Origin of the sequence: Cylindrospermopsis raciborskii Cr2010 (assembly GCF_003367075.2) — a bacterium.
In the GTDB taxonomy this organism is placed as follows: domain Bacteria; phylum Cyanobacteriota; class Cyanobacteriia; order Cyanobacteriales; family Nostocaceae; genus Raphidiopsis; species Raphidiopsis raciborskii.
In genome coordinates, this window is sequence record NZ_CP065936.1 from 396,811 (window position 1) to 418,615 (window position 21,805).

A 21,805-nucleotide genomic window follows, 5' to 3' on the forward strand; every position below is an offset into this window, starting at 1 on the left:
TTAAATTAACAGATATGAAGTTTCGCTTTGCCATAGTTAGCGATTTGCACATTGCTCTACCCCACACCATATGGGATCATCCTGATCGGTTCCACCTAGTGGAAGTAAGTATCCCCGCTTTAGAAATTGTCCTAGAACATCTCACCCAACTGGATCTGGATTTTCTTTTACTCCCGGGAGACCTCACCCAACACGGTGAACCAGAAAATCACGCCTGGTTGAGCAACAGACTATCACAGCTACCATTTCCTAGCTATGTTGTCCCTGGTAATCATGATGTCCCCGTATTGTTAGCCAATTACCAGTCTATTGGTTTTATGGAGTTTCCCTATTATTACCATAAATTTGGCTATGATCACCCAGACCATTTCTATTATAACCGTCAAATATTGCCAGGTGTGAGACTAATTGGGTTAAACTCTAACACCTTTGACCACCATGGTAAACAGATAGGACTTTTAGACCCGGAACAATTTCAATGGTTAGAGTCAGAATTGTCCAAGATAAAGGATGAATTAGTCTTGGTTATGATTCATCATAATGTTGTTGAGCATTTACCCAACCAGGCAACCCATCCCATGGCTAATCGTTACATGTTAGAGAACGCTCGAGAGCTAGTAGACCTGTTGGTTAGACATGGGGTTAAACTAGTGTTTACAGGACACTTACATGTACAAGATGTAGCCCAGTCCAACGGAGTTTATGATATTACCACCGGTTCCCTTGTCAGTTATCCCCATCCCTATAGAGTATTAGAATATGAACGAGACCATCTAGGGAGAGAATGGTTACAAATATTCTCCCATCGAGTTCAATCAGTACCCCAATTTCCCGATTTACAACAATCATCCAGACAATGGATGGGCGATCGCTCCTTTCCCTTTGTGATCAAACTACTCACCTTACCCCCCTTGAATTTACCCTTAAATCAGGCCCAAAAGCTAGCTCCTGACCTGCGAGAATTTTGGGCCACCATAGCGGATGGGGATGGAATCTTGGAATATCCCACCTTTCCCCTAGAAGTTCGGTCTTACATTGCAAAATATGGAGCCATTAGTCATAGTGGTGCTCCCACCTATATTGATAATAACAGTCGTCTTTTGCTTAATGATCGGTAAATTACCTTTTACCCGTTAATCTGCTCCTTCTATGGGAGCAAAACCCTGACGTTGAATGTTCTCAGTTATGGTTCTTGGTTCTAAAAACTGTAATAAATAATCAGGACCACCTGCTTTGGAACCCACACCAGAAAGTTTAAACCCACCAAATGGTTGACGAGCTACAATCGCACCGGTAATATTCCTGTTAATATACAAATTTCCCACTTCCAGTTCCCTCTTTGCTTGTTCAATATGGGAAGGTGTGCGGGAATAAATACCCCCAGTTAAAGCATAGTTGGTTGAATTGGCAATTTTTACCGCTTGATCAAAATCTGGCGCAGGAATTACTGATAAAACCGGACCAAATATCTCCTGCTGGGCGATCGCTCCCTGGGGAGGAACGTCAGCAAAAATCACAGGTCCGACAAAATACCCTTGAGATGGGGACTCCAACTGCAAAACCAATTTGGCTTCTTTTTTGCCCATCTCTATATATTCTAAAATCCGGTTTTTAGCTTGACTATCAATCACTGGACCAACCTGGGTACTAGGTAGCTCTGCTGCACCAATATTTAAGGACTTGGTTGCTTCAATTAATCTATTTAAAAACGTTTCATAGATAGGTTGTAATACAATTACCCTAGAACAGGCGGAACACTTTTGACCACTATAACCAAAAGCGGAATGAACCACTCCTACCACTGCTTGGTCTAGATCCGCACTTTCATCTACAATAATGGCATTCTTACCTCCCATTTCGGCAATTACCTTTTTAAGATGTTTTTGTCCTGGTTTAACAATAGCAGCTTCAGCATAAATTCTACATCCCACTTCCTGAGATCCCGTAAAAGCAATTACATGGGTTTGGGGATGATTAACCAGGTAGGCGCCCACTTGAGATCCTTTTCCGGGCACATATTGAAAAACACCTTTGGGGATTCCCGCTTCTAGAAGGATTTGTGTAAACTTGGCGGTAATCACAGAAGAGGTTTCTGCTGGTTTGAGCAGAGTACAATTTCCTGCAACCAGAGCAGCAACAGTCATACCACAGGCGATCGCCAGCGGAAAGTTCCAGGGGGAGATGACCACAGCAATTCCCTTGGGTTGGTAAATATAACGGTTGGTTTCTCCAGCTACATCATATACCACTCCCCCATCCAGACGTTCCATTTCCTGAGCGTAATAACGACAAAAATCTATAGCTTCGGAAACTTCTGCATCAGCTTCTTTAACAGGTTTGCCCACTTCTAATACAATCCAGGCTGCCAATTCAGCTCGTCTGATTTCCATTAAGTTTGCTGCGCGACGCAAAATATCAGCTCGTTGTGGCCCAGGTGTTTTTTGCCAATGGGGAAAAGCAGCTTGAGCAGCTTGCATTGCTTCCTCAGCTTGTTCCACACTAATCAAGCCAATTTTGCCCACTACCTGACTAAAATCAGAAGGATTTAAGGAATCGATAATAGTTGATGTATTAACGTATTCTCCATTAATTAGGGGTAAATAGGTTTTCCCCAATTGTTGATGCACCTGCTCAAAAGCCAATCGGGAATCTTCTCGTTTTTGCTCCTCAGCATAATCTATATCCGCAGCACCTATAAAATCATCTTGTGTTGGGTTTTCTGGAATGGGAGTTTCTTCCACTATGGGAGGAGCTAACAATTCAGCAACCGGACGATTTTCCAGATTTTGCCTTAAAAAAGAACTATTAGCCGTATTCTCCAATAGTCTGCGAATTAGATAGGCCATCCCTGGTAATAAATCACCGTAGGGACAATAGACTCGCACTCGGTAACCTTTATCTACTAACGCTTTAGCAATTTTGTCCCCCATGCCATACAAAACTTGCATTTCAAAGCAGCGTCGTGGAACGTTGAGACTTTCTGCAATGGCTATGGCACGAGCTTGGGATCTAACATTGTGGCTACCCAGAGCAGAATAAACGTATTGGTGATTCTCTAAAAGAAGCTGAGTTATGGCTTCAAAGTTAGCATCCGTAGCTACTTTATCATTGTAAACTGGTTGATCCCAATGTTTTTGGGCAGCCTTAATAGTTTCCTGATCCCAATAGGCGCCTTTTACCAATCTAATGGTTAGGGGATAACCTCGTTGTTTCAACCAGTCAATTACCCCTTGGACATCTTCCTTACTATCACGTAAATAGGCTTGAATAGTTATGCCAATATCCGTACGTTGACGAAATTCCTCTTCTAATAATAGCTTTTTCAGAATTTTCAAAGTTATATCTTTATAGCCATACTGCTCCATATCAAAATGTACTGCTGCTCCCAATTCCCGCGATCGACGTAGCAAAGTCCGAATCCGCTCGCTTACCTTTGCTTCACTCCCTTCAGCATTTAAAGGATCAAATTGGGAATAAAAAGCAGTTAATTTCACTGAAACCTGTACTTTGGGAATTATTTCTCCATCAGCTTCGTCAATAATAGGTACATGTTGCCATTTTTTTGATGCTTCCACTAACTGCTGCATCAATTCTAAATATTTTTCTAAATAAGACTGTGCCTCTATTTCTGTAATGACTGCTTCCCCAAGTAAATCAATAGTGAAAGCCATTTTTTCTTTTCTGAGTTTTTCCACGGTTTTAATTACCTGTTGGATATTCTCTCCAGAAATATATTTATGTGCCAGAGTTTGCACGGCTGTCTCTACGGTGGTAGCAGCTACCTGACCTGGCATAGAATCCGGATAAGCAAAATTTAACAAACTTTTCAATGCTGGTGGTAATTCCACTGAATCATCACCCAAATACTCCTGTAAATGGGAGGCAATTTCCACTTTGCTATGGAGCGCAGGTAAAGTGTCTATAAAACGAAACAATTGCACCCGCAACCCAGGATTACCCATAGTCCACCCCAACAGTTTGTCATCCCATCGCATTTGATCCCGTAAAGCAGCAAAAAAGGAACGACCTTCCTGGGTGTTAGCGAGAATCTGCTGGGCAATTTCTTGGGTTTTAACTTCGTAATTGCTGTTTTGTGTTTTTAATGCCATAAAATAAAATACTACTGGAATTACTACCTATAATTTAAAAGACGCGATCGCCAATTATTCTAATATTCTAAATATAATACTGTAATCTAAAAATCCGCCAATGAACAGTCAACAACTAGCTACATATTTAGAACTAACCGATAGTATTGCCAAACCGTGGTTATTAGTGCAACTCAGGTTAAAAAAATTACAGGAGCGACGGCATGACATATCTACGGAAGTTTATATAGAAGAACTAGCAGACATTCACCAAGACATGATGAATTTAGGAGAATGGTGGAAAGGAATGGAGGATGAGGTTTTCTAGAGATTTTAGTGATTTTGTGGTAATGATGGATAGAAAAAAAACGGAAGGTTAACATTACAGTCATGGATTATCGGGATGCAGGTGTGGATGTAGAAGCGGGTAGAGCTTTTGTAGGACAAATTCGCAATTTAGTTCACAGTACCTTTAGACCAGAAGTTTTGGGTGGTTTGGGCGGTTTTAGTGGATGTTTCCAACTACCCACAGGTTATCACGAACCTGTATTGGTGTCTGGTACGGATGGTGTGGGCACAAAGCTAAAAATTGCCCAAATCCTCAATTGTCACCACACTGTGGGTATTGATTTGGTGGCTATGTGTGTTAATGATGTACTCACCTCGGGAGCAGAACCACTATTTTTTCTAGATTATGTCGCTACTGGTAAACTAGAAGGAGAGCAGTTAACTCAGGTGGTGTCAGGAATAGCTGAAGGTTGTAAATTAGCTGGTGCTGCTCTATTGGGGGGAGAAACAGCTGAAATGCCAGGTTTCTACCAGGTGGGTGAATATGACCTAGCTGGTTTCTGTGTGGGAATTGTGGAAAAAAGCAAAATGTTAGATGGTTCCCAGGTGCAAGTTGGCGATCTGGCCATAGGTCTAGCTAGTTCTGGTATTCATAGTAATGGTGTGAGTTTAATCCGAAAGATTGTTAGTGATGGTGGTTTTACTTGGAACCACACTCCAGATTTTTTCCATGGAAAAACTTTAGGTTCTACTTTTCTCACCCCTACTCGCATTTATGTTAAGTCTGTTTTATCAGCTCTGCACCAAGGTCTGGAAATTCACGGTATGGCCCACATTACCGGTGGGGGTTTACCAGAAAATTTGCCCAGGTGCTTAGGAGCTAATCAATCTGTGAAAATTCATCCAGGTAGTTGGCCAATCCCCCCCGTATTTAAATGGTTGGCTGATTTTGGATCTGTGGGTGCACAAGCTATGTACAATACTTTTAACATGGGTTTGGGTTTTGTGTTGATTTTACCTCCCACACAAGCACAACAAGCAATTACTCATTTCCAATCTCAGCATATTCCCGCTTTTACTATTGGTGAGGTTGTGGGGGGATCCGGTGAATTAATTGCTCTTTTTGATTCTTAGCTATCCACAGGATGTTGACCGTAGTAGGGTAGGGAATCAGACCAATGACCATTCTTACCTTGTTGCCAATCTAAATAAGCCAGGTGTAATATACTGGTTACTGTCACTGCTAAATTTGATGTGGCTCTAATTAGTTCATGTTCAATTGGATAATTATTGGGATAATCATTTAAGGTTTCTTTCCATGCTTCTAGAGTAAACACCTGGTCTGCTAATAGAGCTTTTATCTCGGATTTTTCAACATCAATCTGATAAATCGCTCCAAATACTTTCCCCTGCTGTGCTGGCATTTCTACAGCTATAGTGGCTGGTAAATGAGGATTTTGATTCTTTTCGTGCCATGCCACCGCTGCTAAGGTGGATATAGCTAAAACCGGAATGTTCAATTGCTGACCTAGGGTACGTGCTAAAACCATACCAATGCGAGTACCGGTAAACCCTCCAGGTCCTTTAGCTACTGCAATTAACCGTAGATCTGGCCAGCTTTGGGGTAGGATAAAATCCACTAGACATTGGTGAATATGACTGGATACATCACGTCCCAAATTCCATACCTGAGAGCGCGTGTCATCCACAAAGTTACTCATTACTAAACCTAATTCCGGTGTAGTAGTGTGTATTCCTAAAGCGTATTTTTGGTGATTGTTCAAGAGCTTCTATTAGCAGTAAAGTGGAAAATTAGAATAACATGCACCAACATTAAGTGGGTACTAATTCACCCGGACGTAATGATGCCCATTTACCCATTTCTGGTTTAAAACTTAGACAACCTACCACATCCCATTCCATTTCAATAATTTCTCCTTTAGTACGAATGTTAACATTTATGGCAGGTTCCTGGGCATTAAAATCGGGATTTTCATTTAAGTGTGGTTGTTGGTGTTGAGTTTCTACCGCATTGTAGGTAACACAACGGTCTACGTAGTGACAGTTAACGCAAATACACATGACCAACTCCTACCCTAAGGTTAGATATGTAGCTATATCATATAGTTTTAGCAGGTGGAATGGCAATATAGACTAATTTGCCGCTCATACTTTTTTGGATAAATAATGAATGATTCAATTACTGCTCGCTTAGATCCCAAAAATTGGCCGTTTAGCTTGGGGATGCTACCTCAACCAGCTTATATGGTAGGTGGTGCAGTGCGGGATGGCATTTTGGGTAGAAGTCAAGACTACTTGGATTTAGACTTTATCATACCAGACAATGCGGTAAAAGTTGCTCGGGCGATCGCCCAACATTATGGAGCTGGTTTTGTGTTGTTGGATGGGAAGAGAAATATAGCCCGGGTGGTGTTTCCCCAGGGGACAGTAGATTTTGCCCAACAGGATGGAGACAGTTTACTGACTGATTTACATCGGAGAGACTTTACCATTAATGCGATCGCCTATAATCCCTATACTCAAGAACTGATGGATCCTCTAGGTGGTTGTAAAGACATAGAAAGTGGTTTATTGCGGATGATATCTCCCCAAAATCTCCAAGATGACCCTTTGCGTTTAATGCGTGCTTATCGTCAAGCTGCCCAATTAAATTTTGTTATTGAACCTCATACCCAACTAACTATTCGTAAATTGTCTGCAAATCTTTGTCAAGTCGCTTCCGAAAGGATTAGAACAGAAATTGGTTATCTTTTGCAAAGTGCTGTAGGTACATTTTGGTTAAAAACCGCTTGGGAGGATGGGTTATTAGGTCAATTTTTTATTTATGCAACGCCAGAAAGTGTAGATAAACTAATTGCAGTAGATCCAGCGGTTCAAGCAATAGGGGAAAATTGGTCAGAACTGGGGGAACAGCTAGAAAAACCCATTCGGGATTCTATGAAAACCAGATGGTTGGATATTGCTAAACTAGGGTGTTTAGTGAATCCTGCTCCTGAGATAGCAGAACGGGAGCTGGGGGAAATGACATACAGTCGAGTGGAGATTCGTAGTATTATTACCGCCCTACGACTATTCCCGCAGATGAAACAAGCAAATAGCATGTCCTTGCGAGAACAGTACTGTTGGTTTAGGGAGGTAGGGGTTGTTTTTAGCTCTACAATCGTTCTAGCTTTAGCACAGGATATGTTAAACACCAAGTCCCACAAGCATAGTTTAGAATTGTATAGACCCCTGGTTAAACGTTATTTGAACCCTGATGATTTGGTGGCCCACCCATCACCGTTGGTGACTGGTAAGGAGGTGATTATAGCACTAAATATCCCACCCTCACCACTGGTGGGAGAAATTTTGCAGGAAATTGCCATTGCTCAAGCTGAGGGTAAGGTAAATAATTCCCAGGGGGCACTAGCACTAGCTAGAAAATTAATAGATAAGTAATAGGCACTACAAAGCATATTTGGGAGACTTGGCTAATCCTTCGGCAACATTTTTAAACCGGACTAACTGTGACCGCATATCCGATTTGGTCCAGGATGCAGCAAAAGTGTTAAATCCCCAACTGATAATGGGATTGGGTATTTTAAATTCAAAGGAATTAATCAATAATGTGCCTTGACTTAGAGGTTGACATTCCCAGCGATCGCTCCCTTGAAAGAACCCCTTAAAACCCCAGACAATAAGTCCTGGTTGTCTTTCAATGACCACCACATTGAGAGTGGGTTTAATTCCTGGGATTTGAATCATAAAACGACTGCGACTGCCAATTTCTGTGGTCCAAACCTCCCCTAGGGGTTCACAGCGAAGGAGGGGATTTAACCATTGGTGCATTAAATGCAAGTCGGTTAAACATTGTTCTACTAATGTAGCAGGAGCATTAATTTGAATTGACTGTTGTAAAAGTTGGGTCATTTTTAAAAATATAGCTTGTGCCAGAATTTAGGGTTGGCTCGCATACCAATGGTGTAAGGCCAAGCGTTGGATTTCACGCCAAGGGAGATGATGCTGTCTAGCTAGATTGGCACAGTCTTCATATTCAGGTTGTACATTAGTAATGACCTTTTGTGACGTTTTACCTTGCCAAGCCACCTTTACAGCAACTTGACCATAGGGAGTTTGCACCGTTTGCATATCTCTTTGTAAAATACGGCGTTGTTGAGTAGTATAACGAATACCCAAGGTGGTAGTTTCCCTAAATATCACCTCCTGACAACCAGTCAGATTTTCCGGATGACAAATTGCACTTAGTAAAATTCCCGGACGTGATTTTTTCATACCTATAGATTGGGTAAACACATCTACCGCACCAGCAGCAAACAAAGCTTCAAAAACATAACCTATAGCTTGGGGACTCAAATCATCTATTTGGGTCTCTAAAACACAAATTGTCTCTTCCCCTTGTCCATGAGGATCCCCATCATTCACCTGTAACTTGTGAATATGTAAAGGATCTGGGGAAGTTTCACCTAGCCAAATGCGTAGTATATTAGGAATGGGTAAATCCAGAGAACCAGCACCCAATCCCACCTGCTTCAACACCATCGGTGGAGGTGAACCAAAACTCCTCGCCAAAGTAGTGGCGATCGCTGCTCCTGTTGGTGTAACTAGTTCTCTGTCAATACCATTACTATAGACGGGAGAATTGGTCATTTCCCATAACTTTAACACTGCGGGTACGGGAACTGGCATTCTACCATGAGCAGCTCTAACCGTTCCCCCCCCCGTAGGAAAGGCTGAACAATAGACTAAGGGTAGCCCAGTTTCATCACTGTCTATTCCTAACCAGTCTAAACTCAAACAGGTTCCCACAATATCCACAATTGCATCAACAGCACCAACTTCATGAAAGTGAACTTTTTCAGGTGCAATGCCATGTACTGCGCCTTCTGCTACTGCTAATTGGCGGAATACAGCTAAACTCCAGTCAGCTGCTCTTGTGGGTAGATTAGCTGCGAGGATCATCTTTTCTATTTCTGGTAGATGACGACCATGGTGATGATGGTGATTATGATCGTGATCATGATGGTAACTGGTTAGGTTGACATGGATTTTAGTAGCTTGTTGAGTTTGACGATGAACTAACTCGCTTTCCAATTCATATTCCTGGTCAATCCCCAAACCCCCAAGTTTTTCCAGTAAGTAGTTGACAGGAACACCCAAACTTACGAAAGCGCCCAAACACATATCACCAGATATTCCCGTAGGACATTGAAAATAGGCAATTTTACTCATAAAATGCTAATAATGATTAATCGTTTTTTTGTGTTTCTGTTTAAACTGTAAGTTAAATTCTACTGATCTTATGGTCATGGAGGGGTCATAGGTAGCAATGACGTTTAAGTTGGAAATTAATCTTTCACCCATTTATTAGCTTATGGCTAGAATTTTGGAAATTCATCCTGATAACCCACAAAATCGTCGGATAGAGGATATAAGGTTGGCACTTTCTGGTGGTGCTGTTATGCTTTATCCCACTGATACGGTTTATGCCATCGGTTGCGATTTAAATGCCAAGTCAGCTGTAGAAAGAGTTAAGAAAATTAAGCGGTTGGCCAATGATAAACCATTAACCTTCCTATGTCCTTCTCTTTCTCGCGTAGCTACTTATGCCTTTGTCAGTGATATAGCTTATCGGATTATGAAATCCTTGATACCAGGTCCCTACACTTTTTTGTTGCCTGCTACCAAGTTAGTACCGCGATTGGTACAAAATCCTAAGCGTAAAACCACGGGGATTCGAGTGCCAAATCACCACCTGTGTTTGGCCTTACTAGAATCTTTGGGGAATCCCATTATCTCTACTTCGGCGCATTTACCCCTTTATGATATGGATGACCTAAATGTAGATATTGACATACACCCATCTAAGATGGACCTGTTTGACCGTTTAGATAGCTTGGTAGATATTATTATAGACACGGGTGAGGAACCCAAGAATCAGGTATCTACTATTTTAGACTTGACGGATAATCAACCTATTATAACAAGAAAAGGAATGGGTTGGGAAGCAGTAGCAGCTTGGATATAATCACCTTGCCAATTTTAATAGATGATCCCCATTTTGACTATTACTTTGATACTATTGCACCAAAAAATGCTCAATTCAGAAAATACAGCTTTAACACTTCACGGTAACATACACCAAGACTATCCGCAAAAAATCTTCAAGGGAAGAGGTGGTTTCATACCGGATAATGCCATGGAAAGACATCAATCGGTTGCGTTTAATTGTAGTTAAGGTGCAATACTCAGGAAAAGTCATGAAAGCTAACCCCGTTAATCTGCCAAATTTTAGACCCGCTCTTGATGGTGACTCTCAAGACTCACCACTTGCTAGTTCCAAAACCTTAGTACAGCTCCTATCTGAGGAAATCGAGTCTCAAGTTAAGGCTTCCTCTGGATGTATACAAGCTGTTGTAAATCGCATAACTAAGGAAGTAGAAAGAATTTGTGATAAAAGTTCCCGTATTCAAACTTCTGGACAAGTTAAGTCTTGGCAGGCTACTTTAGCTAAACATCGCTTACAAAAATGCCTACGTTATTATCAATTGGGTTCAAGACAAGGAAGAGTAGAGTTACATAGTAGTTTAGGTGCAATTGTATATCGTCACGTCACTACAGCTGGATCTGAACTAGGTTTTGAAGCCCGTTATAATCTAATTGAAGATTTTTTACAAGCATTTTATATTGAGGCCATTAAAGCCTTTCGTCGGGAAAACGAATTAGCAGAAGATTATACACCACGCACTCAACTGGAATTAGCTGAGTATATGGCATTTACAGAGCAGTATGCTAAACGTCGAATTAATTTGCCCGGTGGAGCTAATCAACAGTTAATTGTGCTGCGAGCCCAGGGTTTTGCTCGTCGTCAACCCCAGGAAACAACGGTTGATATTGAAATGGCTGTGGATTCAGCTAAAACAGAAGAAGCGGAATCTTATCAGCGTAATTTGGCAGTTCAGCAAATTCGCTCCCAAATGGTTGCTAAGCCCACCTTTGACCCCTCTGAAGAGTCAGAACGAGACCGGGTAATTACTGAGTTGATGAAGTATCTTCAATCTCAGGGTCAAGCGGACTGTATGAATTATTTGTCTTTGAAACTTCAGGATCTATCCGCACCAGAAATCGATCAAATTTTGGGACTAACCAGTCGTCAGCGCGATTATTTACAACAAAGATTTAAATACCACGTTGAAAAGTTCGCTAAACAACATCATTGGCAATTGGTACATCAATGGTTGGGAGCTGGACTAGAACATAAGCTGGGTTTATCCTCTCAACAATGGGATCTTTTCTGGAATCAATTGACTGAACAACAACAACAAATCTTTCAACTTAAAACCACTATGGAAAATGATCAGGCGATCGCCAAGGCTGTGCAATGTACTCCTAAGCAGTTACAAAAGCGATGGACTCAAATGTTGGAATTGGCCTGGGCTATACGTAATGGAAATATGGAAGTTAAGACTTGTTGAACCGTTGAAACCCCTAAACCGAGATTGACCATGGGCAAAATTTGAAAGTGTATTAGTTTCCCTATTGCCCATTTTCTGCTAAACTACTTAATAATAAAAAAGTGTATATTCAAAACTCAAATGTTTGACGGATTCTGGAATAACGTATTTCGCTACCCCCGCTACCTGGTGACTATAGTCTTAGGTCTGCTAGTTAATACATTTGACCCTCTAATTCCACTTTTAAAACGTCCAGGTACACTACTGGCGATTATAGGTCTGTTTGTGGGAGGGTTCTTCTTCCTCACCCTAACTCTCCGAGCTATGTTGGGACTGAGTGCAATCTAAAAGGATTATTCCTAATAAGATAAACTATCTATTGTTAAATCTCTATCAAAAGGCGGAATTTATAATATGGCTACAAATCGCCGTGTTTCCCGTGTTGCGGAATTAATTAAACGGGAGGTCAGCCAAATGTTAATCCACGGTATTAAGGATGACCGGGTGGGTGTGGGTATGGTAAGCGTCACTGATGTCGATGTTTCAGGAGATTTACAACACGCCAAAATATTTGTCAGCATTTATGGAACAGAAGAAGCAAAAGCCGAAACTATGGCGGGGTTAAAATCCGCTACCGGTTATGTTCGTAGTGAGTTGGGCGCTAGGGTTAGATTGCGTCGCACTCCAGAAGTGATTTTTGTGGAAGACCATTCCTTAGAAAGGGGAACTAAAGTGTTAAATTTATTAAACCAACTTCAACAAAAACGCGAAGACTCCCACCAAGATTGATCTACCACCAAAATACTAGATCAGATTGTAACTCTAGACATATTCATACTTCACTCAAATATGTTAATACTGTCTATATGGTACTTTCTGTCATGTTTGTGCCTGCTTTTCGGTTTGACTATTACTAGTACATTTAGTTTTGATGTTATATTTCCTTGACAAACTTCACATTTCTTTAGATAATTTATAGGTCTGTAGCGTCAAAATAATAATAGTTCCGTATAGCAAACTACAAAACCTAGCCACAGGTCTAAATTATCACCACGTCTTCTCAATGAAAATTGGGAATACTATCTAAACGTAAATTTGTGAGTAAAAGCAATGAGTGTAAGTACGGTGCCTTCTATCAATTATTACTCTCTAGACGTAATCCAGTACGAAGCAAGCCAACTTGTGCGTAAGGGAATCGTCAGTCGGCAACAGCCGATATACACACTCTGCCAGTACATCCCCGCTCGGGAATGGGTCTTTGTGGAATATGAATTAGAGAAATGTGACTTTTTGTTGCGCGATCGCATTGGGGATTTGATTGGTCGAGAACAATGGGAAAATGACTAATCAGGACTGCAGTAATTAAGGAGGATCCCGAAGATCCCCAAGTTTCCTAAGTAGTAGTTAAGTAACTTATTTAATCTATGCTTGTCTAAAGTTACTGACTTTGGCAAGTATATTTTTCTCAGGAGGTTGGTTCCGTTTGTTGGAGGTACTGATTAACATCGTCAACTAAGCGGGTGAGATCTGCTTCTGTAGTTAAGCGAACGCCTAAATTGCGTACAGTGAGTAGAACTTTAGCTGCGAAGGGAGTGGGCCAGATATTGGGGTTACAGAACACCTCAAAGAAAACATCACCTGTATGGCGATATTCCAAAGCGGGTTCAGGTGTGATTTTTACCCCGGGGTTAGATTTAACAGTAACAGCTTTCAGACTTAGCATTAATTTATCCATGGCAGTTTTTAGTTCTATAGCAGCGTGGTGGGAAAAAGTGAAAGAAATAGAGCCATGGTCAAGATTGAGAGTGAGTAATGGGGAAGACATAATGGTATGGGGTAAAAATTTTCTAAAACTTTGGCAACCATAATAACTATAATGATAGGTTAAGGGGGTGAGTGGAATTAAATATAAGATGAACGTAGGTTGGGTTGAAGTATGAAACCCAACACCCGCATGGGTTAACCCATCCTACAAATAATTGTGCTTCCCTACTTACCTAATTGCTCCATAATTAGGAATAGCAATGGTAAATATTCGATTATGAATTACAACTACCTAAGGGAAGTAAGGAAAGTACTAATTATTACCCTTTTACTTAACTTGTTTGTGATGGCATTAAAAGTTGTAGTAGGATATGCTACTGGTTCCTTGAGCTTATTAGCGGACGCTTTACACAGTGTTACAGATAGTGCTAACAACGTGTTAGGACTAGTAGCTAATAAATTTTCTTCTCCCTTACCAGATCGAGAACATCCCTATGGACATCACAAATTTGAAGCAGTGGGGGCGTTAGGAATAGCAGCATTTTTAGGGATAGCTTGTTTTGAAATTCTTCAAGGAGCGATAGAGAAAATTATTCGAGGTGGTTCACCCGTGAGAATATCTGGTCCTGAACTGTGGTTATTACTAATTGTATTGGGCGTAAATATCTTCGTCGCATTTTATGAGCGTAACGTAGGGACAAGAATAGGCAGTTCCATTTTAGTTGCTGATGCTAAACACACCATGAGTGATGTGTGGGTAACCATTTCCGTGTTAGGGGGACTAATAGGGATTTGGTGGTTCAACTTTCAATGGTTGGATGTGGTATTGGCCTTTCCCGTAGCTTTGCTAGTCTTTTGGAGTGGATGGTCCGTTTTAAAAGAAAATTTGCCCTGGTTAGTGGATCAAATGGCGATCGCTCCAGAAGCAATACATGGGATTGCCACTTCCGTACCTGGTGTAATTAACTGCCATGATATTGCTTCTCGTGGGGTAATAGGTAGACAGGTATTCATAGAAATGCATCTAGTAGTAGATACACCGGAAGTAGAAACTGCCCATCAAATCACAGAGGAAGTAGAAAACAAACTACAGGAGAGATATAGTCCTGTGAGGATTATAATTCATATAGAACCACCAGCATACCAATCGGAGAACATTAGCTTTGGTAATTAGGATTAGCACCCGAATTTGCTTTCATATACCTATTCCCATTCTATAGTGCCCGGTGGTTTAGAAGTAATATCATAGACCACTCGATTGACCCCTTTAACCTCATTGACAATTCTATTAGAAATGGCTTCTAGCACATCATAAGGTACTCGTGCCCAATCTGCTGTCATGCCATCTTCACTAGTCACTATTCGTAAGACCACAGGATAGGCATAGGTGCGCTGATCACCCATAACCCCCACACTACGAATAGGTAGTAAAACAGCAAATGCTTGCCAATACTGATTATATAAATTCCTTTGGTTGATTTCTTGGCGAACAATTAAATCAGCATCACGTAGAATATTTAACCTTTCTGCTGTCACCTCCCCCAAAATGCGAATAGCTAAACCCGGTCCAGGAAAAGGTTGTCTTTGAACTATCTCCTCTGGTAGACCAAGGGAACGACCCACCTTACGCACTTCATCTTTAAATAGTTTTCGCAGGGGTTCCACCAGTTTAAATCTCAAGTCCTTAGGTAGTCCACCCACATTGTGATGACTCTTGATTTTCACTGCTACCCTCTCCCCAGTTTTAGGATCTACATTAGTGCCAGCAGATTCAATTACATCTGGATATAGTGTACCCTGTGCTAAATAGTCAAAGTGACCCAATCTTTTGGATGTTTCTTCAAACACCCTAATAAACTCGTGACCAATACGACGGCGTTTTTCTTCCGGATCTGTCACACCAGCAATAGCATTTATAAAGCGATCGCGTGCGTTAACGTACTCTACGGGAATATGAAATTGCTCCTGGAACAATTTTAATAATCTTTCTGGCTCTAATTTTCGCATAAAACCCTGATCAATAAACACGCAGGTCAATTGATCTCCAATAGCTTTATGGAGCAAAAATGCCAGGGTAGAAGAATCCACGCCTCCAGAGAGCGCTAACAGCACTCTTCTATCGGAGACTTTAGCACGAATCTCCTGAATAGCATTTTCCACAAAAGCTGCTGTTGTCCAACTGGGTTCGCAGTCACAAATATGGTAAACAAAGTTGCGAATTAGTGCCAGTCCTCCCTGGGAATGAACTACTTCAGGATGAAACTGCACACCATACAGTTTGCGCTCATGATTCGCAATAGCTGCACAAGAAGTATTTTCTGTATGTGCTAGCAGTTCAAAACCAGGAGGCATGGTTGTAACTGAGTCCCCATGACTCATCCACATAATCACACCATTTTCCACATTAGTAAGCAAGTGTGTGGGTTCATCTATAAGTAATGATGCTTTACCATATTCCCCACGATCAGCTTGGGTTACCTTTCCCCCCAGTTCATTCACCATCAGCTGCATTCCATAACATACACCCAATATGGGAATACCCAATTCCCATATTTCTGGGTCACATTGAGGTGCATAATCGCTATAAACTGACCTAGGACCACCAGATAAAATTATCCCCTTGGGGTTCATTTTCCTTATCTCTTCCGGTGTGATGCGATAGGAAAGCACCTCGGAATATACTTGTGTCTCCCTTATGCGTCGAGCAATCAGTTCCGAATATTGGGAACCAAAGTCTAAAATCACTATCATTTGGCGATCGCCATCTGGGAGATTTTCCTCACTTTGGCATGTTATATCTATTGGTAGACCTACCGCTGTATTCATGATGGTGGGAGTGTGTCTTTGAACATAATTGAGTTACTATGTAGTTGTTAACAACTACGAGCGGTTTGATTTTGACAGTCCATTTAGGTTAGCACAATTTCTCCATTAGCACACAACCTGTTTGACTTTTAATAATAACTTCTCTATTTCGGTCAAAAAGCACAGAACCACAAACTGTTGTTTTCACACTCTGGTCACTATGGCTTTTTATATACTCTTGGGAACGATTGTCAATAGTTTGGGCAATACTGAAATAAATTTGGTTAGTCCAGTTACTACCACTTATAGTATCCAGAAAGCGCAGATGTTGCAGGGCATCCTCCGCCCTGGGACTATGAAATATTATTTGTATATCTTCATACTTTAACCCCAGGATAGCACTATGGGCGACTATAATTTCTCTCCTTCCATCTGCTAAATGATGATGAGTATGAAATATTCCCCCTGCTAGTTTCATTAATTTTCCGTGATAGCCAAATAATAATATTTCTTCAACCCCCAAAAGATGGGCCTCAACTAATAGAGGACCAATCCAATTAGCAGTTTTTACCATGCGTTGCGGATTTATTCCCAATTTTCTCCCCAGGTCTAAACCATTTTCGCCAATACAAAAAACTAAGCTATTAAATTCCTTTGCCTTCGTCCTTAAATCGTCCCGAAAAACCTCAAGCTGTTCTGGTGTACTTAATGGTTGAGATATACCGCTTGTTCCTAATAAAGAAAGTCCTTCCACCACTCCAAAAGCAGGGTTGGAGGTTCTGGTAGCTAGGGAGCGCCCCTCGGGTAAAATCACCGTCACTAGGATTTTTTCCCCCGGAAATAGTAGTTTCTCTAGGTTTTTCCGCAACAATTGCTGGGCGTATGTATAAATAGCAGCCATCCCCTGTAAATCCTTACCAATCCCTTCTCCACCCCTGATAACAATCGTTTCCCCCTCTCCATCATACCATTCTACTTTTGTCCAAATTGGTGTATCTTTAGTTAGATCTAAGTTATCCCCCGGATCACTTCGAGTAATAGCTAAAGCACCACTCTCGGAAATTCCAGCTACCTGTTCAATGGGAATTTCCACTATTTGATCCGGTGAAATTAGATCAACACCCGCTGTATTTAATATACGGCAATGGCGCAACCAATATAACGCCGCTATTGCACCACCACAGGCAAAAACTGGTAGGGTATAACCGGAACGAAACATAAAAAATTTTGTATGTGATAAATTTTGTGTTTTTGTATTTAATTATATAGGTGTTGAATCTTTCAACTTTCCAGAAAAATACCCACCTCTGATAATAAAACTGCCATGGTCTCCCAAGAAATACCCTGTTGAATATAACGGGGTGATTCGGGATTATAAGGACTAGCTATTCGGTCAATGGTGACAATTATGGCACCTTCCGGTAGTACCGCCACATCAGGGTCAAAAGCGGTGGGGCGCATCAAGGAGCTGGAAAATCCTTTAAAAACTGCTATTTTGTCCTCCTCCCCATCAATATTGATGGTGACTACTAGCACTTCCTGAGACCTTTTGCTCGTGTATTCTTCTAAGCACTTAGCAATGGAATTACTCATCACAGTTTATAAACACTTTTATGAAAACTTTAATGTACTGCTGTTCTACCATACTTGCCAAATTTAACCAAGACAAAATAGGTAAGATAGATTATGTAAATTGTTAAGCCAACAATACCTAAAAAGCCAAGAAATGCAGGTGTGCTGTTATGATGGAAATAGTCCTTAAACATTAGGGGTGCTTCGGTCCAAACCTTACAGTAGGCTGAATTCCTAGAATCACCTGAAAAAGCACAGCCCAGAAAGGGCACGGTGCCAATTACCCCTAAAATTCCATAAACGGTTATTGCCCAACGCCAAGAGGTAAAAACCAGTTTTAAAGGTCCTGGGGACTGATACTCAACTTCATCATTCAAATCAACCCAGAACCAGATGGAAAGGGGAATGAGGATCCGAGCTATTAGACCAGATATAAAACTGACTGCAAATCCGCCAATCATCAGGTATACAGTTATAGCCGCAAGACTGGCTACACGCCAGTAAATAGCCAATAACCTTTGTATACAGTCTGAGCTTTGCACAAATGCCCAAATTGTCAAAACTATGGGGATAATTAAATTAAATAGCAACGCCAATCTGTAATCTGTCCACACATAAGGGCGAAACCAAACTTCTTCCAGGTTTGTCATCTCTTGATTAGTCTTGTATTAGTCAATTTGAAGTTGTTTTGGTAATGGGAGACAGGTACCAAAGATTAACACTTTTGACCACCTTTGTCTCCCTATGCTTGACACCGGATGACCACATTTGAACTTCAGTCAAGAATCGGTGCAGCCATCTGAACATGGACTCCTGAATCTCTAATTGTCATTAATGCGACATTCATCTGCATCCGGATTAGCTTCACAATATGCTTCTAAGGAGTTCTTAGGTTTTTCTTGTTTCTGGTGAGAAGCAGCAGCTTGCAGTTCTTCTACCGCATCCCATGCAGCAGCACAAGCTGCAGAGTTGCCACCGGAAATATCACAAACTGCACGAGCTTGTTGGCGTTCTTCTTCGATTTTATCTTCTATGGAGGTTGCTGTTTCTTGAGTGTTTGTCATGAGCTTAGTCTCTTTGATTAACGTTTATATCAGTCTAGAAAAGTTCAAAATTGCCGTTTTGGTTTTATAGTTCACATACTATTCTAACCTCTAGGTTGTTAAGTTAGACTAGAATCCGGAATTATTAATTACTAATAGAGCAACTTACCATATATAGACCGGATCCGTCTCAATGTTTTAAGATTTTAGAATCTCTTTTGCATTCGCGGATGGATCAGTTCATTTAATCCCTCACCCAGTAGTGATAAACCTACCACCATAATAGTCATAGCCAAACCAGGAAAAAGGGTAGTCCACCAAATACCCGTGGGTAAAGCCTCTAAAGCTTGTCGTAAATCGTATCCCCACTCTGGTACCTCTTCTGGTAGTCCCAAACCCAAAAAGCCCAAACCACCCAAAACTAATATGGCATCTGCTGCATTCAGGGTAAATAACACAGGAACACTCTGAATTACATTTAAAAATAAATATCGAGATAACACAGTCCAAGTAGAAGCACCCATGGCTTGGGCAGCTTCGATATATACTTCCGTTTTCACACTCACCGTATGATTACGGACAACTCGATAATATTGGGGGATGTAGGCTATGCTAATGGCGATCGCCGCATTTAAGATTCCCCTACCCACCACAAATGCCAGGGTAACAGAAAGTAGAAGTCCGGGTAGGGTGTAGATACTGTCCATGAGAAATAGCAGGGTTTTATCTAATTTGCCACCTAGATAACCACTGACCATTCCCAGGGGTACGCCCACCACCATACTCAACCCTGTAGCTAATATGACCACCTGTAATGCTGCTTGAGCACCAAAAATGGTACGGGAGAAAACATCATAACCCAAGCGACTAGTGCCAAACCAATATTTTCCCGAGGGGGGTTGATGAATGGGATTGGTCAGAAGTTCTTTAGGGTCAGATAACCACCCCCAATTTTGCCAAACCGGTGCCATAAAAGCCAGCAAGACGAAAAATAGGGTAATTATCAACCCCAGGAGCATGAGTTTGCCAGAGAGATTAGATTGAGCAAAGTTTAAAAAAGAGGGTATTCTTCGTTTTTTGATCTGCATAATGCAAATTGGGGAAATGGCTCAATTGATTTTAACTCACAACCAATCCAACCATTAAGTGGGTGAGTAGAATTAAACATTAAGATGAACGTAGGTTGGGTTGAGGATACGAAACCCAACACCCCCACAGGTTACCCTACAAATTACCCCTTAGGTTTGACACCCTTCCATTCTTGAATCAATTCCTTGTTTTTAAAAACTTGCACCGTTGGTGTACCCACAATTCCAGCATTTTGCGCAATGTCCTGATCCTCATCAATATCGATTTCCACAAAATGTATCCTCCCATCAAAATCATCCACCACCTTGTTGAGTATGGGTTTAAGGGTATGACAAAGACCACAACCAGGAGCAACATACTTTACCACTAACAGGCGATCGGTCCATTAAGTGGGTGAGTGGAATTAAACATTAAGATGAACGTAGGTTGGGTTGAGGATACGAAACCCAACACCCCCACAGGTTACCCTACAAATTACCCCCAATTACCTCACGATATTCCCCCTTAGGTTTGACACCCTTCCATTCTTGAATCAATTCCTTGTTTTTAAAAACTTGCACCGTTGGTGTACCCACAATTCCAGCATTTTGCGCAATGTCCTGATCCTCATCAATATCAATTTCCACAAAATGTATCCTCCCATCAAACTCATCCACCACCTTGTTGAGTATGGGTTTAAGGGTATGACAAGGACCACAACCAGGAGCAACATACTTTACCACTAACAGGCGATCGCTTTCATGGAATAGTTTCCTGAGAGCATAACCACCATGATGGCGTGTTTTCTGTAGATTGAACTCGGTGGGGGGAATTTCTTGTTGGGGTTGGGTGGTGGATTCTGGAGTTGGTTCCGATTGGGTTTGATGGAATTCCTGAATTAAACCCCCTGATGATAACCATCTTTCTGCTAATAGTGCTGCTTGACAACCAGTACCCGCAGCGGTGATTGCTTGACGAAATTCATGGTCTTGAACATCACCAGCAGCAAACACCCCCTCCACACTAGTTTCCACATTTCCATGTCTGGTGACAATGTAACCTATCCCATCTAGCTCCAATTGTCCCTGAAATAGCTCTGTATTTGGTTTATGTCCTATGGCGTAAAATAAACCCCTAGCAGGAATGGTATTTTCTTCCCCTGTATGGTTGTTACGCACTTGCACCCCCACCATTTGCTCCTTACCGATTACATCTACCGCTTCTGTATGCCAGTGAACCTTGATTTTAGAATTACTTAAAACCCGATCTTGCATAGCTTTAGAAGCACGCATCTTATCAGAACGCACTAATAAATGTACTGTAGAGCCATACTTGGTGAGGTAAACAGCTTCTTCCGCTGCGGAATCACCAGCACCAATTACCACCAACTCTTGACCGCGAAAAATAGGAGTTGCACCATCACAAATGGCACAAGCAGAAATTCCCCGACTCCAAAACTCCTTCTCACTGGGTAAACCTAGACGTTTAGCAGTTGCACCAGTCGCAATAATTAAACTATGGGTTTTCACCTCCCTCTCTGAAGAACTAACAATAAAAGGACGCTGACTCAAATTAACGGATATCACATCCTCTGTGTACAATTCTGCCCCCCAGCGTTCCGCTTGGGCTTTCATATTAGTCATTAAATCTGGTCCGGTGATTCCCTGGGGAAATCCCGGAAAATTTTCTACTTCCGTGGTTGGTT

Annotated in this window: 22 protein-coding genes and 2 pseudogenes; 10 read left to right on the forward strand and 14 right to left on the reverse strand. The window is 41.4% G+C overall.

The annotated features are described in order from the left end of the window. The first annotated feature begins 14 nt into the window (after positions 1-14). Entirely contained in the window at positions 15-1,118 is a 1,104-nt protein-coding gene (locus C6N34_RS01775) for a metallophosphoesterase family protein (protein ID WP_057178680.1), read from the forward strand. Positions 1,119-1,133: 15 nt separating this feature from the next. Here C6N34_RS01775 and pruA read toward each other — a convergent pair whose 3' ends face one another. Then, positions 1,134-4,109, reverse strand: coding sequence for an L-glutamate gamma-semialdehyde dehydrogenase (gene pruA / locus C6N34_RS01780; RefSeq protein ID WP_006276750.1), 2,976 nt, complete (start codon positions 4,107-4,109; stop codon positions 1,134-1,136). Positions 4,110-4,209: 100 nt separating this feature from the next. Between pruA and C6N34_RS01785 the strand changes: the two genes are divergently transcribed. Beyond that, a complete protein-coding gene (locus tag C6N34_RS01785; protein WP_057178682.1) occupies positions 4,210-4,416 on the forward strand; it encodes a hypothetical protein in 207 nt (68 codons plus the stop codon). 62 nt (positions 4,417-4,478) lie between these two features. After that, positions 4,479-5,510: a phosphoribosylformylglycinamidine cyclo-ligase gene (gene purM, locus C6N34_RS01790; RefSeq protein ID WP_057178683.1), complete on the forward strand. Its 1,032-nt coding sequence runs from the start codon at positions 4,479-4,481 to the stop codon at positions 5,508-5,510. Here the strand turns inward: purM and tsaB are convergent. Both tsaB and C6N34_RS01800 read right to left on the reverse strand, forming a co-directional pair. Beyond that, positions 5,507-6,160, reverse strand: a complete 654-nt coding sequence (tsaB, locus tag C6N34_RS01795) for a tRNA (adenosine(37)-N6)-threonylcarbamoyltransferase complex dimerization subunit type 1 TsaB (RefSeq protein ID WP_006276753.1) — start codon at positions 6,158-6,160, stop codon at positions 5,507-5,509. The two genes, purM and tsaB, sit on opposite strands and share 4 nt — an antisense overlap. Positions 6,161-6,209: 49 nt before the next feature. Next, on the reverse strand, positions 6,210-6,458 hold the full coding sequence (locus C6N34_RS01800; RefSeq protein ID WP_057178685.1) for a Ycf34 family protein: 249 nt from the start codon (positions 6,456-6,458) through the stop codon (positions 6,210-6,212). 105 nt (positions 6,459-6,563) lie between these two features. On the opposite strand from C6N34_RS01800, the gene C6N34_RS01805 reads away from it, so the two are divergent. Next, the gene (locus C6N34_RS01805) at positions 6,564-7,835 is read left to right on the forward strand and encodes a tRNA nucleotidyltransferase/poly(A) polymerase family protein (protein WP_115538837.1); all 1,272 of its coding nucleotides are present in this window, start codon (positions 6,564-6,566) and stop codon (positions 7,833-7,835) included. A 6-nt stretch (positions 7,836-7,841) separates the two neighbouring features. Here C6N34_RS01805 and C6N34_RS01810 read toward each other — a convergent pair whose 3' ends face one another. Then, positions 7,842-8,306: an SRPBCC family protein gene (locus C6N34_RS01810; protein WP_115538836.1), complete on the reverse strand. Its 465-nt coding sequence runs from the start codon at positions 8,304-8,306 to the stop codon at positions 7,842-7,844. A gap of 27 nt (positions 8,307-8,333) precedes the next feature. Further along, the gene (larC, locus tag C6N34_RS01815; protein WP_115538835.1) at positions 8,334-9,626 is read right to left on the reverse strand and encodes a nickel pincer cofactor biosynthesis protein LarC; all 1,293 of its coding nucleotides are present in this window, start codon (positions 9,624-9,626) and stop codon (positions 8,334-8,336) included. 142 nt (positions 9,627-9,768) lie between these two features. Between larC and C6N34_RS01820 the strand changes: the two genes are divergently transcribed. From C6N34_RS01820 to C6N34_RS01840, 5 genes are all read left to right on the forward strand, one after another. Continuing rightward, on the forward strand, positions 9,769-10,422 hold the full coding sequence (locus C6N34_RS01820; RefSeq protein ID WP_115538834.1) for an L-threonylcarbamoyladenylate synthase: 654 nt from the start codon (positions 9,769-9,771) through the stop codon (positions 10,420-10,422). Positions 10,423-10,654: 232 nt separating this feature from the next. Continuing rightward, positions 10,655-11,869, forward strand: a complete 1,215-nt coding sequence (locus tag C6N34_RS01825; protein ID WP_040008673.1) for a HetZ-related protein — start codon at positions 10,655-10,657, stop codon at positions 11,867-11,869. A 120-nt stretch (positions 11,870-11,989) separates the two neighbouring features. Then, positions 11,990-12,196, forward strand: a complete 207-nt coding sequence (locus C6N34_RS01830; protein ID WP_071985347.1) for a DUF751 family protein — start codon at positions 11,990-11,992, stop codon at positions 12,194-12,196. A 66-nt stretch (positions 12,197-12,262) separates the two neighbouring features. Next, positions 12,263-12,637: a 30S ribosome-binding factor RbfA gene (rbfA, locus tag C6N34_RS01835; protein WP_057178689.1), complete on the forward strand. Its 375-nt coding sequence runs from the start codon at positions 12,263-12,265 to the stop codon at positions 12,635-12,637. Between the two features lie 321 nt (positions 12,638-12,958). Further along, positions 12,959-13,195 carry a DUF4327 family protein gene (locus C6N34_RS01840; protein WP_006276764.1) on the forward strand — a complete coding sequence of 79 codons (237 nt, stop codon included), beginning with the start codon at positions 12,959-12,961 and terminating at the stop codon, positions 13,193-13,195. A gap of 118 nt (positions 13,196-13,313) precedes the next feature. Here the strand turns inward: C6N34_RS01840 and C6N34_RS01845 are convergent, their stop codons facing one another. Further along, positions 13,314-13,673, reverse strand: coding sequence for a hypothetical protein (locus tag C6N34_RS01845; protein WP_115538833.1), 360 nt, complete (start codon positions 13,671-13,673; stop codon positions 13,314-13,316). Between the two features lie 216 nt (positions 13,674-13,889). Between C6N34_RS01845 and C6N34_RS01850 the strand changes: the two genes are divergently transcribed. Continuing rightward, positions 13,890-14,786 carry a cation diffusion facilitator family transporter gene (locus C6N34_RS01850; protein ID WP_115538832.1) on the forward strand — a complete coding sequence of 299 codons (897 nt, stop codon included), beginning with the start codon at positions 13,890-13,892 and terminating at the stop codon, positions 14,784-14,786. Between the two features lie 29 nt (positions 14,787-14,815). Here C6N34_RS01850 and guaA read toward each other — a convergent pair whose 3' ends face one another. The 8 genes and pseudogenes from guaA to C6N34_RS01890 form a co-directional block, all read right to left on the reverse strand. Then, a complete protein-coding gene (guaA, locus tag C6N34_RS01855) occupies positions 14,816-16,438 on the reverse strand; it encodes a glutamine-hydrolyzing GMP synthase (RefSeq protein WP_057178692.1) in 1,623 nt (540 codons plus the stop codon). An 88-nt stretch (positions 16,439-16,526) separates the two neighbouring features. Continuing rightward, entirely contained in the window at positions 16,527-17,636 is a 1,110-nt protein-coding gene (gene cbiD / locus C6N34_RS01860) for a cobalt-precorrin-5B (C(1))-methyltransferase CbiD (RefSeq protein ID WP_115538831.1), read from the reverse strand. Positions 17,637-17,698: 62 nt separating this feature from the next. Further along, positions 17,699-18,010, reverse strand: a complete 312-nt coding sequence (locus C6N34_RS01865; protein ID WP_006276769.1) for a DUF7734 family protein — start codon at positions 18,008-18,010, stop codon at positions 17,699-17,701. Between the two features lie 29 nt (positions 18,011-18,039). Further along, entirely contained in the window at positions 18,040-18,639 is a 600-nt protein-coding gene (locus tag C6N34_RS01870; RefSeq protein ID WP_006276770.1) for a DUF3177 family protein, read from the reverse strand. A 171-nt stretch (positions 18,640-18,810) separates the two neighbouring features. Beyond that, on the reverse strand, positions 18,811-19,053 hold the full coding sequence (locus C6N34_RS01875) for a Calvin cycle protein CP12 (protein ID WP_057178694.1): 243 nt from the start codon (positions 19,051-19,053) through the stop codon (positions 18,811-18,813). A gap of 185 nt (positions 19,054-19,238) precedes the next feature. Then, on the reverse strand, positions 19,239-20,120 hold the full coding sequence (locus C6N34_RS01880) for an ABC transporter permease (protein ID WP_006276772.1): 882 nt from the start codon (positions 20,118-20,120) through the stop codon (positions 19,239-19,241). Positions 20,121-20,263: 143 nt separating this feature from the next. Further along, positions 20,264-20,503 (reverse strand): annotated as a pseudogene (locus tag C6N34_RS01885) (thioredoxin domain-containing protein); the annotation flags it as partial. 85 nt (positions 20,504-20,588) lie between these two features. Further along, a pseudogene (locus C6N34_RS01890) lies at positions 20,589-21,800 on the reverse strand (FAD-dependent oxidoreductase); the annotation flags it as partial. Positions 21,801-21,805: the final 5 nt, after the last annotated feature.